Source organism: Acinetobacter sp. BWR-L5, from assembly GCF_039655985.1.
Classification (GTDB): domain Bacteria; phylum Pseudomonadota; class Gammaproteobacteria; order Pseudomonadales; family Moraxellaceae; genus Acinetobacter; species Acinetobacter johnsonii.
Genome location: NZ_JAGFEV010000001.1, coordinates 344,175 through 359,955, shown reverse-complemented (window position 1 = coordinate 359,955; position 15,781 = coordinate 344,175). Strand labels below are relative to the sequence as shown.

The 15,781-nt window shown below is 39.9% G+C and carries 15 protein-coding genes; 8 read left to right on the top strand and 7 right to left on the bottom strand.

Translation table 11 applies throughout. The features are described from left to right. Positions 1-7 precede the first annotated feature (7 nt). Both JZ787_RS01825 and JZ787_RS01820 read left to right on the top strand, forming a co-directional pair. On the top strand, positions 8-1,519 hold the full coding sequence (locus JZ787_RS01825; protein WP_346311494.1) for an alkaline phosphatase: 1,512 nt from the start codon (positions 8-10) through the stop codon (positions 1,517-1,519). 35 nt (positions 1,520-1,554) lie between these two features. Continuing rightward, positions 1,555-2,244: a hypothetical protein gene (locus JZ787_RS01820; protein WP_234965575.1), complete on the top strand. Its 690-nt coding sequence runs from the start codon at positions 1,555-1,557 to the stop codon at positions 2,242-2,244. Between the two features lie 71 nt (positions 2,245-2,315). Here JZ787_RS01820 and JZ787_RS01815 read toward each other — a convergent pair whose 3' ends face one another. Both JZ787_RS01815 and JZ787_RS01810 read right to left on the bottom strand, forming a co-directional pair. Next, positions 2,316-3,317, bottom strand: a complete 1,002-nt coding sequence (locus JZ787_RS01815) for an AraC family transcriptional regulator ligand-binding domain-containing protein (RefSeq protein ID WP_234965576.1) — start codon at positions 3,315-3,317, stop codon at positions 2,316-2,318. Next, positions 3,314-4,240 carry a diguanylate cyclase gene (locus tag JZ787_RS01810; protein ID WP_234965577.1) on the bottom strand — a complete coding sequence of 309 codons (927 nt, stop codon included), beginning with the start codon at positions 4,238-4,240 and terminating at the stop codon, positions 3,314-3,316. The genes JZ787_RS01815 and JZ787_RS01810 overlap by 4 nt, the downstream gene beginning before the upstream one ends. Positions 4,241-4,564: 324 nt before the next feature. Here JZ787_RS01810 and JZ787_RS01805 point away from each other — a divergent pair, with 324 nt between their 5' ends. The 5 genes from JZ787_RS01805 to JZ787_RS01785 all read left to right on the top strand — a co-directional run bounded on the left by JZ787_RS01805 (position 4,565) and on the right by JZ787_RS01785 (position 11,118). Next, positions 4,565-7,051, top strand: coding sequence for a TonB-dependent receptor (locus JZ787_RS01805; RefSeq protein ID WP_234965578.1), 2,487 nt, complete (start codon positions 4,565-4,567; stop codon positions 7,049-7,051). A gap of 76 nt (positions 7,052-7,127) precedes the next feature. Further along, positions 7,128-9,107 (top strand): phytase, encoded by a 1,980-nt coding sequence (locus tag JZ787_RS01800; protein WP_234965579.1) that lies wholly within the window; start codon positions 7,128-7,130, stop codon positions 9,105-9,107. 95 nt (positions 9,108-9,202) lie between these two features. Beyond that, positions 9,203-9,901, top strand: a complete 699-nt coding sequence (gene tolQ / locus JZ787_RS01795) for a protein TolQ (RefSeq protein ID WP_234965580.1) — start codon at positions 9,203-9,205, stop codon at positions 9,899-9,901. A 12-nt stretch (positions 9,902-9,913) separates the two neighbouring features. Then, positions 9,914-10,360, top strand: a complete 447-nt coding sequence (gene tolR / locus JZ787_RS01790) for a protein TolR (protein ID WP_234965581.1) — start codon at positions 9,914-9,916, stop codon at positions 10,358-10,360. Beyond that, positions 10,357-11,118, top strand: coding sequence for an energy transducer TonB (locus JZ787_RS01785; RefSeq protein WP_234965582.1), 762 nt, complete (start codon positions 10,357-10,359; stop codon positions 11,116-11,118). Before tolR ends, JZ787_RS01785 begins: the two co-directional genes overlap by 4 nt. Positions 11,119-11,597: 479 nt before the next feature. On the opposite strand, the gene JZ787_RS01780 is transcribed toward JZ787_RS01785, so the two are convergent. The 3 genes from JZ787_RS01780 to JZ787_RS01770 all read right to left on the bottom strand — a co-directional run bounded on the left by JZ787_RS01780 (position 11,598) and on the right by JZ787_RS01770 (position 12,968). Next, positions 11,598-11,873, bottom strand: coding sequence for a helix-turn-helix domain-containing protein (locus JZ787_RS01780; RefSeq protein ID WP_234965583.1), 276 nt, complete (start codon positions 11,871-11,873; stop codon positions 11,598-11,600). A gap of 396 nt (positions 11,874-12,269) precedes the next feature. After that, positions 12,270-12,626 (bottom strand): hypothetical protein, encoded by a 357-nt coding sequence (locus JZ787_RS01775; RefSeq protein ID WP_346311493.1) that lies wholly within the window; start codon positions 12,624-12,626, stop codon positions 12,270-12,272. A gap of 192 nt (positions 12,627-12,818) precedes the next feature. Further along, on the bottom strand, positions 12,819-12,968 hold the full coding sequence (locus JZ787_RS01770; protein WP_346311492.1) for a hypothetical protein: 150 nt from the start codon (positions 12,966-12,968) through the stop codon (positions 12,819-12,821). A 609-nt stretch (positions 12,969-13,577) separates the two neighbouring features. Between JZ787_RS01770 and JZ787_RS01765 the strand changes: the two genes are divergently transcribed. Beyond that, on the top strand, positions 13,578-14,528 hold the full coding sequence (locus JZ787_RS01765) for a MobA/MobL family protein (protein WP_234964329.1): 951 nt from the start codon (positions 13,578-13,580) through the stop codon (positions 14,526-14,528). A gap of 68 nt (positions 14,529-14,596) precedes the next feature. Here JZ787_RS01765 and JZ787_RS01760 read toward each other — a convergent pair whose 3' ends face one another. Next, on the bottom strand, positions 14,597-15,442 hold the full coding sequence (locus tag JZ787_RS01760) for a hypothetical protein (protein ID WP_346311491.1): 846 nt from the start codon (positions 15,440-15,442) through the stop codon (positions 14,597-14,599). Then, on the bottom strand, positions 15,429-15,770 hold the full coding sequence (locus JZ787_RS01755; RefSeq protein WP_234964327.1) for a hypothetical protein: 342 nt from the start codon (positions 15,768-15,770) through the stop codon (positions 15,429-15,431). Before JZ787_RS01755 ends, JZ787_RS01760 begins: the two co-directional genes overlap by 14 nt. Positions 15,771-15,781: the final 11 nt, after the last annotated feature.

Here is a 15,781-nt window from a genome sequence, read left to right as displayed (position 1 = left end):
ATATCACATGAAACATACTTTAAAAACCATCCCATACATGATGCTTCTGCTTACAGCGTCGATTTCTTCAAGTGCTTTGTATGCTGCTGACACCACACTTACACCGACGAAAAGCGTTATATTCTTTTTAGGCGATGGCATGGGACCAACCACAGTGACGGCAAGTCGTATTTATGCTGTGGGGGAAAATGGCAAACTGGCCATGGACAGAATGAAGTACGCAGCACGAATTAAAACCTATTCTGAGGATGGTCAAACCACAGATAGCGCTCCTTCTATGGGCGCCTATATGACTGGGCAGAAAAATAAAAATGAAGTGATTGCGATGACAACAGGAACGGTTGCAGTCGAACCTGAAGAGGGAAAATTGCCGAATGGCAAAAGCTTAGCAAAAGCCATCAACCGATGTCCAGAACAGGGCAGTAGTATGGTCGCAGGGATGCCTGCGTTAAGTATTTTAGAACTGGCAAAAAAGCAGGGAAAAGCGGTTGGCGTAGTGACGACGACTGAACTCACCCATGCCACACCTGCGGCAACCTATGCACATATTTGTCATCGTGATGCGCAATACGATATTGCGCTTCAAGCTGTTCCAAAAGGTAAAGCTTATAATCCAAACTTATTGGATGGCATTAATGTCCTTATGGGAGGCGGCTTAAATCACTGGACGCCTTATGATGCAGTCTCTAACCCCAAAGGGCGCTTGGATGGCCGTGATTTATTGGCAGAGTTTAAACAGCAGGGTTATCAAACCGTTTTAAGCCAAAGTGATTTGGCACAGACGGTCAATACTCGGAAAATTTTCGGCGTATTCTCCACACAGTCGCATTTAAATTTTGATTTGGATCGACTCAAGAAGAATATAAAGACTGAACCGAGTCTGGCGGTGATGACCAGTAAAGCGATTGATGCACTGCAAGCACAGAGTCATGGACAAGGCTATTTCTTGATGGTTGAGGGTGGGCGTATTGACCATGCGCTACATGCCAATAATGCCAAACGGGCATTGCAGGAAACCAAGGCATTTAATGATGCAATTCAAACTGCACTGGATAAAGTGGATTTGAACAATACCTTGATAGTAGTGACGGCAGACCATGACCATGTGATGACCTTTAATGGTTATGCCGCACGAACGGGCCAAACGACGGAAACTAATCCAGGTATTTTGGGACTGAGCTATGATTATAATATTGCAAAAGAGCAAAATGCTTACAGCAAAGTGCTGGCTGATGGCCAAGTACATAATCCATACCGCGATATAAATGGGGCAACAGGAACGACGCTCGTTTTTGGAAATGGTACGGGCAAGCGTTTAGATATACGTGACAGTATTAGCAACGAGCAAGCCTTTGCTGACGACTATAAGCAAGAAGTCGGGGTACAACTGGCGAAAAGCGAAACGCATGGCGGCGGAGATGTAATGCTGTTTGCTGAAGGAAAGAATTCAAATCTCTTCAAAGGCACACAAGAAAATACATGGGTGTTTGAGCAATTGAAAAAGGCGTTTGGATTCTAATGGATACAATATTAATACGGCCGTTCAAATTCAAAATGAAGCTCTTAGTATTGTCTTTCAGTCTGCTCAGTCCATGGGTATGGTCGGCCGATGAATATCGTATTGATTATCAGATTGAACGGTTGGATGCCAATGGGGTCACGACCATTCAAAAATACAGTGAGAAAATAATTCGAGATGCGCAAAATATTTGGATTGAACGTTTAAACACTCAAACTCATGCCGACAAAGCCCATACACATAGCAACACTCAAGTGTCTGCCAAAACAGACGCCCATGAGCATGCAAGTTTTGACCATGCAATTCAGTGGATGCAGCGTAAAGATGTAGTCGGGCAAGTAAATGTAGCGAGTCCTTTTCAGCGTTTTTATATTTTGCCAGATGAAAAAATGCGGGTGCAATTGCAGGATGTTGATCAAGAAATGCTAGGTCTGAAAAACTGTTGGCGCTGTGAATATAGTTTGATTCATCCTGACATTTTAAAGCAAGCACAATTGATTCAACATGATCCGAAGCTAGTGCATTATCAAATACGCAGTGCTGGGCAAACGTTGAATATTATATGGAATGAACAGGATCAACTGGTTCAAAAATATGAATTGCTCAAACCAACTTCGGGCTACGCCAAAACCTTTACCGTGCGCAAAATTGGCCAACATGTTGCTACACCTTGGACGCAAACAGAAAAATACAGCGAACGTGACTATGCGGACTTTAGTGATTAGTCGATGAGTTTTTGACTTTTAATTCCGACGTTACAACAGGAATATCCGTGATTTTTTGGGGAAATAGGTGGTTAGGACTGTGCCGCTTGTACTGTTAAACCACTCCAACGTTTAAATGCACGTCGAAAATTAGTGGCATCGTTAATTTGTAAATACTGAGAAATCTGTTCAGTTTTAAAACCATGCACACGATATAAAATGATGGCGGTATGCAAACGACTTTGATCGAGTTGCGCCTGAAAATGGGTCTGATGCTTTTTCAGTTTACGTTTTAAGGTGGCAGAACTCATTTGAAAATAATCAGCAGTTTGTTCAAGTTGAATATTATTTTGAATATTCTGCATGAAGTATTGATGCAAACTGAGCAAAAAACTCTGTTGAATATTTTGAGCTGTCATTTCTTTCAGCGCATGTTGATAACTGATTGCAGCTAAGGTCGAAGAGGCATTGGGAAGTTTTTCATGGACCAAGTCACGAGGCAGGCTCATCATGTTGATCGGGCGATTAAATTCTAAAGCACTGCCTAAATGTGTCCAATATTGTTCAATATAATCCGGTTCAGAAAAATTAAATTCGAATTTCCACGCTAACTTGGTTTGATACAGTTGACGGCTAAATGCTTGTATTGCGCTCATTGCGCTTTCGATTACAAAGCGATTTTCAAGCTTGTTTTCATCTAACCAATAAATATGAATATGGCTTTGACTATACATGAGTCGAGGGCATAACCACGGTGAAACAGATGCGGAAAATGTTAAATAACGGCTAAGCGCCTCATCGAAGGTCGATGCATACAGCATGGATTTAATGGCGTCATTAAAGGGGGTGGTTAGGCTGCGTTGACCGAATAAAAAACTGATGTCCTGATTGCGAAAACACTGCTCAGCATTTGTTAAAACCTGTTGTAACTGTTGCTGGCTAATTAGCTTTTGCCCTGAAAAGATATCTTCCAAGAAAATACCGCTACCACTGAGTAGGACGTGATGATCGACCTCATGGCTGACTGCTAAATCAATTAAAATAGACAATTGATGATGCGCAGGAATGTAGCTGTAGTCGCATTCAAAGCTCATACCGTGACTCGCTTTGGTGAGTAGTATTGCTTCACTTGGAGCAATTGCTGATTTAAGGCACTCAAAAGTTGCTGAGCAGTTTGGTATTGCCCGACAGTGCAGCAGGTCGTGAGTGCTTTTAAAGGAATGTGCACGGACAGATCACGTTGATAATAAGCACTGACCATAAGCATGCGCTCAAGTTGAGCTGCCATTTTTTCAGCCTGTTGTAGCTTCGTCTTTGGTAACAGCATAATAAAACGATCTCCTGCGAAGCGGCAGAGCAGGTCTTGTGGTCGTAAGTTTAAGCTAATCAATTGTGAAACATGCTGTAAAATAGATGTGCCTTCATCAAAACCATGTGTTTGATTAATCTGATTAAAATTATGCATATCTAGCAGTATGACGGACATGTCGCTGGGTTCATGCAAGTTTTGCTCGATTGCGGCTTTGAGCTGTGTTTTAAAATAATGAGCATCGGCCAAAGGGGTGAGTGCATCGAATAAACGGTGATCCCGATAAATACGTTCTCGTTTTTGCATGTGTTTAGAAATCGCCAGTTCTTCTTGATGCCAAAAATAAATCCCGATGGTAAATAGGCACAGTCCAATTGGAAAAGGAATGGACTCAAGCCAGGCATCCCACATGATTTCTTTAGGCAGGCGAATAAACTCATCTAAGCTGTCCATCCACATGTGGAAAAAAATAAAACACAGTCCATAAAAGATATAGTTGGTTACACGGCCCAAAGGACGGCTTTTAATAATAAAGAAAATCCAAATACCAATAAAAACAGTTGCGCCGCCTTCACCTAAAATATCGACCCAGTTCCATTCAGCAAACGACTTCCTCTGCCCAAGTAGGATAAATAACCAAAGAGATAAGCTACAGGCAGTCGCTACACATAATAAAGGCCAGCGGTAGTAAGCAAAGTATTTAGGCATAGCATTTTTTGAAATGATTTATTTTCACCCAAGCTAAACAGATTTAGATGACAGTTTGATGGCAAAGGCTAGAGTCAAAATAGATCAGTGTATTTTTGATTTTTGAGAATTAAAATGCTGAAAAACCCTATCTTTGAGGTGAATATGCATCATTCTGTATGCTCAGTATTTTCTCTATACAGATCAAATTAGCTCACTTTTTGCTGAAAATGGCCAAAAACAAATAAAAAGGGCAGGCAGAAAAAGAGACTGTCACATCATGTTCACATTCAATTTCTATTGTGCGTTCAAACCATGCCACTTTGGCTTGAGGGGAAGAACATAATGCAAAATAATCAGAGCCGTTTCATGAAACATAAGCGTGCGGGTTTTCAGCTCAGCACACTGGTCCTGTCAATGCTGAGCATGACGCATCTACATGCCGAAGATAACACGGTGGAATATGTACAGGTCATTGGCCAAGCTGCAAGTATGGATAAAGCACTCAAAGAACAAAAGCGTGCCGACCAAATCAGCAGTGTGGTACATGCCGATGGCATCGGACAATTACCCGATGACAATGCCGCAGAAGCTTTGCAACGGATACCGGGTGTATCTACAGAGCGTGACCAAGGCGAAGGACGTTTTGTTTCGGTTCGTGGTTTAGGTGCTGACTTAAATGCAGTGACCATCAATGGTACTTTGGTTCCCGCGCCTGAAAGCGATCGCCGTGGCGTGGCATTGGATGTCTTACCATCAGAGCTAGTGCAGTCTTTGGCTGTGGTGAAAACGCTGACACCTGATATGGATGCCAACTCATTAGGTGGTACGGTGCAAGTCGAAAGTTTATCGGCCTTTGACCATGACGGTTTGTTTTATACGGGAACGGTTGAAGGTGGTTATGATGAAAAACGGGAAAAATATAGCCCTAAAGCATCGGGTGCCATCAGTAACCGTTTCAGTGTTGGTGAGGGGCAAGACAACTTTGGGGTGGCACTGGCACTGAGTTATCAAAACCGAAAATTTGGCTCGGACAATGTTGAAACGGGTGGGGCTTGGGATGGTGACGCACTTGAAGAAACCGCAATGCGCCAATATGACATCGAGCGTGAGCGTATTGGTGCGGGACTGAATTTTGATTACCGCCCCAATGACACAGGCGAATACTATTTAAGAACTTTATATAGTCGCTTTAAAGACACTGAATCACGTCAGGAAGTGGCGGCGGAATTTGCCGATCCACAACTTGCAGGCCAGCGTGGTGATGCCGAAGTCACTCGTTCACTAAAGAGCCGTGAAGAAACACAAGAAATACAGTCTTTTGTCCTCGGTGGTAAGCAAGGTTTTGGCACGTGGACAGTGGAAGGTCAGCTCGGTTATAGCGAAGCATCAGAGGAAAACCCAGGGGGTATTTCGGGGGCAAAATACCAAGGTGATTTTAGTAACGTTGGATTTAATAGTACTCAAAAACCTGTAATTACGGCAGACCAAGATTTCTATGATGCGGCCAACTATGAGTTAGATTCGGTTTCTTGGGAAAAATCTAAAACCACCGATAAAGAATACAACGGTAAATTAGACTTTTTGAAAGACTATATGCTGGGGAATTATGCTGCTGCATTGAAGTTCGGCGGAAAAATCAGTCAACGTGAAAAAACCAACAATACCGATGAATGGAAATATGAAGATCTCAGTACGTCAAGTTCAGATTTCAATTCAAACAGCCATTATGAATTGGGACAGTTTGGTCCAACCATTAATGAAAACGCTATTAAAGATAAAATCAGTGGATTAAATCCAAATGATTATGTGGTTGCTGACGGTTCAATCATTAATGATTTTAAGTCGAATGAAGACATACAAGCGGTTTATGTCATGAATACGATAGATATTGATCAACTGCGTGTGATTGCAGGATTACGTTATGAAAATACCAACTTTGAAGCACGTGGTTTTGAGTTCAATGATGATGTGATTACTGCGACCAAATATGAAAATGACTATGATCATTGGTTGCCGAGTTTACATTTGCGTTATCAATTGGCTGATAACGCATACCTCCGTGCCGCTTGGACCAATAGTGTGGTACGTCCAAACTTTGCGCAAAGTGCACCAGGTGTTTATATCGATGGTGATGAAGCTGAGTTTGGTAACTCAATGTTAAAGCCTTTAGAGTCTTCTAACTTTGACTTAGGCGTAGAAAAGTATTTTGGCAAAGCCAGTATGGTGGGCTTCTACGCATTTTATAAAAATATCGATAACTTTATTTATAACACCAATATTGCAGGAACAGGGCAATGGGCTGACTTTGATGAAGCTATTACCTATAAAAATGGTAATGAAGCAAAACTGTACGGGATGGAGTTTGCCTACTCACAAAAGTTTGACCATCTAGGAGCACCTTGGAATGGTTTCTTGCTGGGCTTTAATACGACCTTTAGTAAGTCAGAAGCAGATATTGATTCGATGAAAGATGGCGAACTTATGAGCCGTCGTATTCATTTACCAAACCAGTCGGATGTGGTCGGTAATGCCATGATTGGTTGGGAAAATGAGCGCTTTGGTGTACGACTTTCAGCAAATTATAAATCGAGTTATCTGTATGAACTTGGTGACATTGATACACCTGAAAAAGACATTTATACCGATGACCAAATCTTCCTTGATTTTAGTAGTCATGTGAACTTATCTAAAAACTTACAGCTGAAGTTTGATGTACAAAACATCACCGATGAAACTTATTACAACTATGCAGGTTCTAAGGCTTATAACGCGCAATATGAAGAATATGGCCCAGCTTACAAACTGGCACTGACCTATACCCATTTTTAAGTCGAATTAAATTTAGTACTCAGGTTTGCTCAACAGAAGCAGACCTGAGGTTCCTTGCCTAATTTTGAGTGTCTCTATGAAATTTTCATCTTTTAAATTGTCTGCTTTAAGCAGTTGCTTGCTGTTATTGAGCGCATGCAGTCAGCACAGTGTGCCCCAAGCTACGCAAAGTAGCCAATCGTTAAGTCCAGTTGAAATGCCAATAGATCAGCCCATGGCAGCGAAGTTGCAACTACGTGAAGTTGACATGAATGGGGCGAAAACTGAGGATGTACAATGGTTAAGATTGAGTGCATGGCCTGAAGTCGCAGCACTGTTGAGCAGTAAAAATAAAGGGCTACAAATTTTAGATGATCAACAAAATGTACTACATCAAATTCAAGGTCAGTTTGGGCGTTTTGATTATCGGATTGGTTCGGAGCGTTTATTGGTTGCTGCGTCGAATTTGCAACAACAGCAAATTCAACTGATGAGCATGAACTTAAAAAATAAAGCATGGGACAAACCTAGTTTTATTCCAAAGCGTTCATTTAAGTCTGAAGATGTTTGCCTATATACCGATGCTCAAGGGCTGAGTTTTGCTTTTTTAGTAGGTGAAGAGGGGCTTGGTGAACAATGGTTGGTGGCTCAGCATGAGAAGGCTTTGGTTCAACCACAGTTGGTACGCCGTCTCAGTTTTCCACCTGCTAGTAGTGTATGCAAAGTGAATGATAGCACCGCAGAGCTGTTTATTAATGAAGAGAATGTTGGGGTTTGGGCATATCCAGCTCATTCTGAAGCAGACATGGTGCGTCAGGCGGTGGATCTTGTGCAACCCTTTGGTTCGATGCAAGGTTCACCCTCTGCAATTGCGATTGTAGATGATCATGTCGCTATACTCGATGCAGAAAAACCTTTGCTTTATCTTTATCAAAAGCAAGATAAGCAATGGAAAGCACAGCCGCCTTTACAACTAGACACGGTGAAAGAAGCAGAGACTCTGAGTGTTCAAGGTAATTTAACCGATAAATCCTTGCTGATTTTAGATGATAAAACCGTGAAAGTGACAGATGTGGAATGGGAAACGCAGACTCTGACCAAAGCTCAAAATATCATCACTATTCCAGCAGAAGTGCAGACGGATGGTGTGTCAAGTACAGGTGACGCGGCTGATGATCCTGCGATTTGGCATAACGCTGCACAGCCGAGTCAATCCCGCATTTTAGCGACAGATAAACAAGGTGGCTTACAGGTTAACGACTTACAGGGCAAAACCGTGCAGTACTTGTCAGTAGGGCGATTGAATAATGTCGATGTACGCCACGGTTTTAAATGGGGCAATCAGACAGTCGACTTGGCTGTGGCATCGAACCGAGATCATAACAGCCTGCATCTCTTTGCGATTCAACCCAAAACGGGCAAGGTTTCTGTGCTTGGCGAGTTAGCAACCACATTAGATGATATCTATGGTATTTGCATGTACCGCGATGCTCAAGGGGAAATCTATGCCATTCCTAACGATAAAAACGGGACTTTTGTTCAATACCATATTACGGCTGCACAGCAAAAATTACGGGCTGAAGAAGTACAACGTTTTTCAGTTCAAACCCAACCTGAAGGCTGTGTCGTAGACGACGCCACAGGACGTATTTTCTTGGGAGAAGAAGATGTCGCGGTGTGGGTAAAAGATCTCAACCCAAAAACTCAGCTCCCTATGCAGCAGGTGATTGGCGTAGGAGAGGTGATGCATGATGACATTGAGGGGATGGGACTTTATCACGGCAAAAAGCAAAGTTATTTGGTGGTTTCAAGCCAAGGCAATGACAGCTTTGTGGTGCTTGATGCCGCTGAACCTTACACGGTTCGTGGCGCATTTCGTATCGGCATCAATACCGACAAAGGCATTGACGCTGTGTCTGAAACAGATGGACTAGATGTGAGTTCCCTAAATTTTGGTGGCAAATGGAAGCAAGGCATGTTGGTGGTGCAAGACGGACGTAAGCGTATGCCTGAAACCAATCAGAACTTTAAATATGTGCCGTGGGAAAAAATCGCCCAAGCCCTGCATTTGGACTAAATAGCGCTTTAGTACATAGGCTGGGACAAAGAGTCACAGCCTATTTTAAAAATATATATGTACTGCACCATGCAGTAAAAAAATTGGAGTGCGTTATGCAAGCAACGATGGATCAAATGTCAGTTTGGATATTGATTAGCCATGCCAGTGTGTTGGTAAAAGTAGTGATGTTGATTTTGGTTTTATCCTCAGTCGTCAGTTGGTATTTAATCGTGCGTCACGGCATGTTACTTCGTGGACAAGAGCAGCTTTGGAACCGCTTTTTAAAGAATTTTAGACAGCAAAAAGATCTCAATCTTTTACAGCAAGACTACCAACAGCCTGAACAACAAAAAGGCGTTGTCAGCATTTTTCAACATGGGGTGGATGAATACCATCAATTGATCAAAGATGAGCAACTCACCACAAGTGATGTGATTGATGGGGTAGAACGTCGTTTACTCAGCAGCATCAGTGAAGAAGAAGAAAAACTTCAACAAAATCTGACCTTTCTCGCAACAGTCGGTTCAGTCAGTCCTTATATAGGCTTATTTGGAACGGTCTGGGGCATTATGAATGCGTTTATTGGACTGTCTGCCGTTGAACAGGCAACCCTCAATACAGTTGCGCCTGGGATTGCAGAAGCGCTGATTGCAACAGCCATTGGTTTATTTGCCGCTATTCCTGCGGTCGTGGCGTATAACCGCTTTTCGGCACGCGCTGACAAGCTTTCCAGTCGTTATTACGGTTTTGCCAATGAGTTGCAAACGCGTATTTATCGTTTGTTAGGGCACACTGAGCGTACTTCGCGTTAAGGAGCAAGAACCATGATTAAGCGTCCTCAAAAATTAAAACCCAATGCTGAAATGAATGTGGTTCCTTATATTGATGTCATGTTGGTGTTGTTGGTAATTTTTATGGTGACTGCACCAATGTTGACGCAAGGCATTCAAATTGATTTGCCTAAAGTGGATGCCAATGTCATGCCCGCGTCACAACAGCAGCGTATTGTAACCTTATCTATTCAAACCAATGGCCAGTATTACTGGAATATTGGATCAGAAGTGAATACCGAAAAAGTTACGGATCAGGCCATTGATTTAGCCACTATGCAACAAAAGCTCGTTCCGATTATTCAAAAAGATAAAAGCCTACAGTTTTATGTACGTGCCGATCAGGATGCTGATTATCAACTGGTTGCACAGGCCATAGCATCCTTGCAAAAAAGTGGGGTAACGAACTTGGGGCTAGTGACAGAGGAACCACAATCATGATGGCAACCGTTTCCAAAATTAGGTTTCGTGATCAAGGCCTAGCACTTTCGGTCACGGCTGGATTGCATATTGCGCTAATTGCATGGTTATGTACGGTTGAGATGCATGAAACATTGGCGGAACCCAAGCCGAAAACCATTCAATTACAATTTGTGCAAATACCCCCTCTAGCCAAACAACAACCTGAACCTAAAAAGCCCGAACCGATCGTCGAAGAAAAACCGTTACATGAACCTGTCAAAAAACAGCTTGAGAAACCTACTGAAGTCCAACCGAAAACCACCAAGAAGTTTGTAGAGTCACAGAGCAACAAAATTGTACCTACAGTGACTAAACCGACACAGCAAGTCGTGACGGAAAAGAAAATGGAAGCTGCGGAATCTCAGAAAACAGTAGATACGCAGTCTAAAGCGGATATACCAACTCAGACGAAGACACAGAAATCAGTAGAACCTAAAGCACAAACTCATCCTGAATCATTTGATGTTAAAAATTATCAACCTGTTACAAAAATAGCACCAGCTTACCCTGAACAAGCTTTGGATCGTAAGTTGGAGGGGGATTGTACGGTGGTGTATAGCGTGAACGAAAAAGGACGGGTAGAAAATCCTAAAGCACAAGGTGACTGCCATCCGATGTTTGTACGACCTTCGATTCAGGCTGCACTCACATTTAAATATCAGCCTCGTCTGGTCGATGGCAAACCGACCAGCGTGTCAAATGTTAAAAATACTTTCCAATATCGTATCTCAGGTTAAACCGAATATTTTGGGACTTATATTTTTGTGAGAAATATGCCCATATATTAGTTTTTAGTCAACTACTGGTTTTAAATTATTGCTGAACTGCATAATCTTGATTTAGACGAACAGTATCATTTTTTACAGGTAGTTTGATTGATACCTCTATATTAGGAGCCATTATCCACAGGCAGTATTTTCTCGAAATAGCCGATGATAATTACTGGATACGAGTATTATTTAGTTAAGTTTGCCAATTATTCTTGTAGTTCTTTTCAATGGTGTAGGAGGGGTTTAAGGAGCCTTGGATATAATTTCACAGCAAGGACTTTTGGTAAGTAATTGGCTTCGGCATTTAGTTTATCAAAGTTATATTTTAGAAAATAAAGTGATCCTTGCTGAAATCAAACCTAATCAGTGCATAATTTATTTTCAGCATTCCAAAAACATGCATTGAAAATGCCTCAATTTATTTTAATATTTAATGAAAAGGCGGATTAAACCGCCACTTGTGATGTGGAGTGAATGCGCTGTGACCTGATATAGGCAAGCACATCTGATTTCTTATAAATAATTTTTCGGTAGTGGATCTTAGAAAAGGCAATACCACCACCTTCGCATCGCTTTTTTTGTAACCAGGACATTGATACATCTAATACAAGAGCAATAGTTTCTGGTGAAAATGATGCGTTCTCATCAGCTAAATTAAATTTATCAATTTCAGCTTGAATTTCAGCACTAGTTTTTCGATTTAGTAAGGTTGTAACATTCATCAAAAATCTCCTTTGAATTTAATTTGTGAGTGACTACTATTTCAGTTTTTTGTGGTTAAGAAGTTTTACTAAAATGAAAAAAGCTTGATATATGATTCCATGCCTTGCTTATTAAGCAATAATTAAATGTATCAAATAATTTAAAAAAAAGATGAGAAAAGTTTAAAAAAACAAAAAAAAAGGTTTATTTTTTAATTTATTATATCAGTAAAATAATCTTAAGTTTATTTAGGTTGGATTTTGTGAAATATGTATTTTAATTTTGTAAAGTGATTTTTAAAAAAATTTTATTATGAAGTAAGAGAATTTAAAATTTTAGAAACGCACACTGCTAAGCCGACATTAATAAGGTCGGCTATTAACGCATGCTGCTTTTTCTTTTAGTTTTTTGATTGTTTATTCATCATAAATTTTGAACGGATTATTTAAGTTGAGTAAAATTGCATTCTTTTTATTGCTAAGATCTCTACCAATGTCAGAGATATTAAACTCATTTATATCGATGTCAGAGAATGGTTCTTTTTTAAAGTAGTCTTGCATTAGATGAATCTTCATGATCTCAAATAATATCTCAAGTGGATCATCATCAATATTATTTAATTTAAGTAGCGATAGTAGTGTCCCACCAATGAAAAATTTTTGATGATTCTCTCTATTTCTCTTTTTAATATTCTGTTGCTTTTCTAAAGCATCATCAGTATCTAGTATGTTTTGATGAATTTTTACTTTTATATTATCTGGTAATTTTGACATATAATTGTCTAACATTTTCTCAGCTAAAAAATAATGTTCAAGCACTGGTGGAACAACTTCTCCGAAATAACTATAATTTAAAATATCCCGTTCTATTTTGGTGATCGAGTTTGGATCTTTTTTAAATATAAAAAGGAGTTCATTATCATACCTCTTTCTTCTTTTTGTATATAGATATGTTTTTCTGATTAATTACTTTTCTTTATCACTAAATTCTCCTATTTTTTTCTGTTCGATTAATTGAATGACATCATAATGTGAGCTTTCGAAAGCGGGATTATTCATTGCAAAATATTCTATTGCATAGATGTGATCTTGTGTTGTTAAAGCTGTACGACTCATCTTGATATTTTCTCACTAAAAAAATAAAAAATGTATATCACATGTCAATTTTAAAACTTGAGAAAAGTTTAAATATTCAAAAAAAAGTTCTGCTTTTTTTTCTGCTCTCTGTGAGTCACTTTTAGTTTGCTGTTAGTTTTGGCTGTTAGTGATGAGCGATAAAAATCTTTTTTTTGCGAATGCAAAAAAAAGATTTTTATCTCGTCTCCGTGTTCATTTAGATTCGCTTTCAGCGAATCTAAATGAACACTACTTCTCGTCCTGCGGAGCACTTTTAGTTTTATAAGTGATTGTATTTAAATGATATTACTTTTTAGGTGTTCGAAAATGCATTTGATCTGGCTAAAAATAGAACAAACGTCTGTTACACGTTAAAAACTGGGGCTGTTACATGTTTTTTTGCTTGAATTTTGTTCGGTGTTACACGTTAAAATTTCAGCTGTTACACGTTAAAACGGGGGGTGTTACACGTTAAAAGTGCGTACATTTATGATGCTGATATATTTTCTATAAAAAAATCGCATTATTTTTCATTTTCTGCATCAAACGAATAAAATTTTTGAATAATTTTATATGATCCATTTTCTTTATTTGGACTTGGATTTGTATATGTATTATTTTGATTTACGTCATAATGTGAAAAAGCTAAAAACTCAGCATAAAAATTTGCGTAGAAACAAATTCAGGCATTCTTCAGAACTCGGTTATCACTATATTACTCGAACATTACATTTCTCAACGCATAAGCAAGATGTTGAAGAACTTGAATATACAGCATCAGCCAATATGCCAACATGGACAGCTGATAGCCCCGAAGTATTTTGGAATGCAGCGGATCAATATGAAAGTATTAATGGGCGAACATCCACACATATTACCGTGGCCTTGCCGAAAGAACTCAATTATATGCAGCGGATAGATTTATCAAATCAACTTATATATGAATTCTGCGGTCAATATCAGATGCCCTACAGCTTTGCCATCCACAATCATGTTTCATCACTCGATGGACGTTATGAACAACCACACCTACATTTATTATATTCAGAGCGAAGTATTTATGATGGCATTGAACGTACACCAGAACTGTTTTTTCAGAGGAACTGTCCAAAAAATCCGGAGCGAGGCGGTGCCAAGAAACTAACCGCAGATGTACTTGGGCTCGGTCGTCATCAAATTAATCATTATCGAAAAATCACAGAAAATGTCATAAATAAATATTTAGAAAAATATGCACCGGTTAAAGAAGTGGAGATTTATGGAGTTAAGTTCCAAGTTGAAAATAAGGTCTCATGTTTATCGAATAAGGATTATAATAAAAAATATGGGACCAATTTAAAAGATGTTCCGCAAATACCTCGACACTATCTTCATAGTGAAGATCATGAGATTCAAGAAAAACTCAACATATTTAGACAAACAGTTAAAGAGATTCGAGAAGCGAATTTATATGAATTGTATCAAGCCGAGTATCAGCTTGAATTGTCCAGAAAAAAACAATATCAATATGAAAATATTGATATTGCTCAGAAGCCTAAATCTAATGATTTTGACTTCTAATTTATTTTGATTCTCAGTGTAAGGGTAGTTTCTAATAAGCAAGTTCAATCTGGATAAGATGAACTTGCTCACTTGATTAAATAGCTGTCGATTTGCAATTGCTCAAGTGCATACCACTTGTAGCGATCTTGGCCTGAAAAATGCTGTTTGATATAGGCAATATGCCGAATCACGTGTTTCTGCTGTTTGAGTAAATGCTGAATACGCTGATCTGCATAATGAATATCAACGCGCTGCTGCAACAGTGCTTGATAAAAATGACGATAATCCAGCGGCATATTTTTCAAAACTTCATGTGGTGCAATTGGAGAGAGTGGTTGGCTCAATCCTTGTACTGTTGTGTTTTCAGACATGACAATCTTTTGCTGTAGGGAACTTTTCGCTGGTTTTAAGGATTGCGTGGGTGTATCTGTCTGAGCTTTGAGAGTGTGAAACGCGTGTTGAATCGAGTGTATAAGTGCATGTGTTTGCGTGTTTTCCGCAGGATGTACACTGCTTGCTGGTGTATCTGTTGTCCTTGCCGCTTGAGTAGACGATTGCGGTTGAGCTTGAGTTTCAGTATTCGGCTGGATCAGTTGCTTTAACTTTCGATAGTTTATTGAATAAAAATTGGTTTGGAGCCATTTATTTTTTGAGAGCCTTTTAATCACTAAAATCTCCGCTTGTTTTAATTTAGCGACGATCCGTTTGATTGTGGAGACACTATAGATCCCGAGGGTTTGTTGCCATTGCTCATAGCTATGAAACCAATACTTTTTTCCCTGATGGACTTGAGCATCACTTTTTTCTAAGCAGTAATGCAGCTTTTGTAAAAAAGTCGCGGCTGCGACGCCATACGCTTTTGCAAGCGTAGGCGAAGCAATTAAAGGGTAGTCCGAGGGAGCCAGCAGAATATGCTGATTATGCTTTGACATAACGTGCTCCCAAAAGACGCTCAGCACGTTCAATCAGGTTTTGACGTTGATGAGTACGAAATGCCCAGAGCGAAGGGGTATGATTATTTTGATTGAGTTTTGCGACTTCAGCGATTTGTTCATCATTCATCTGGCGCATGCATTGACGAATAATCTGATGCGCATGCTCAAGCTCGGTCAGCAAGGAGTCTGCAGTATCAAGTGCTTGATAAAGATGGGTTAAGCTTTGGAGCTGGGGATTTGAAATGCTTTTGCCAAGTTCAACAATCAGTTGAGAGGCTTGTTTTTTAGATGTGCAAGTGTATGCACCATGAAAAGTAGCGTTCATAGCAGTGGTCC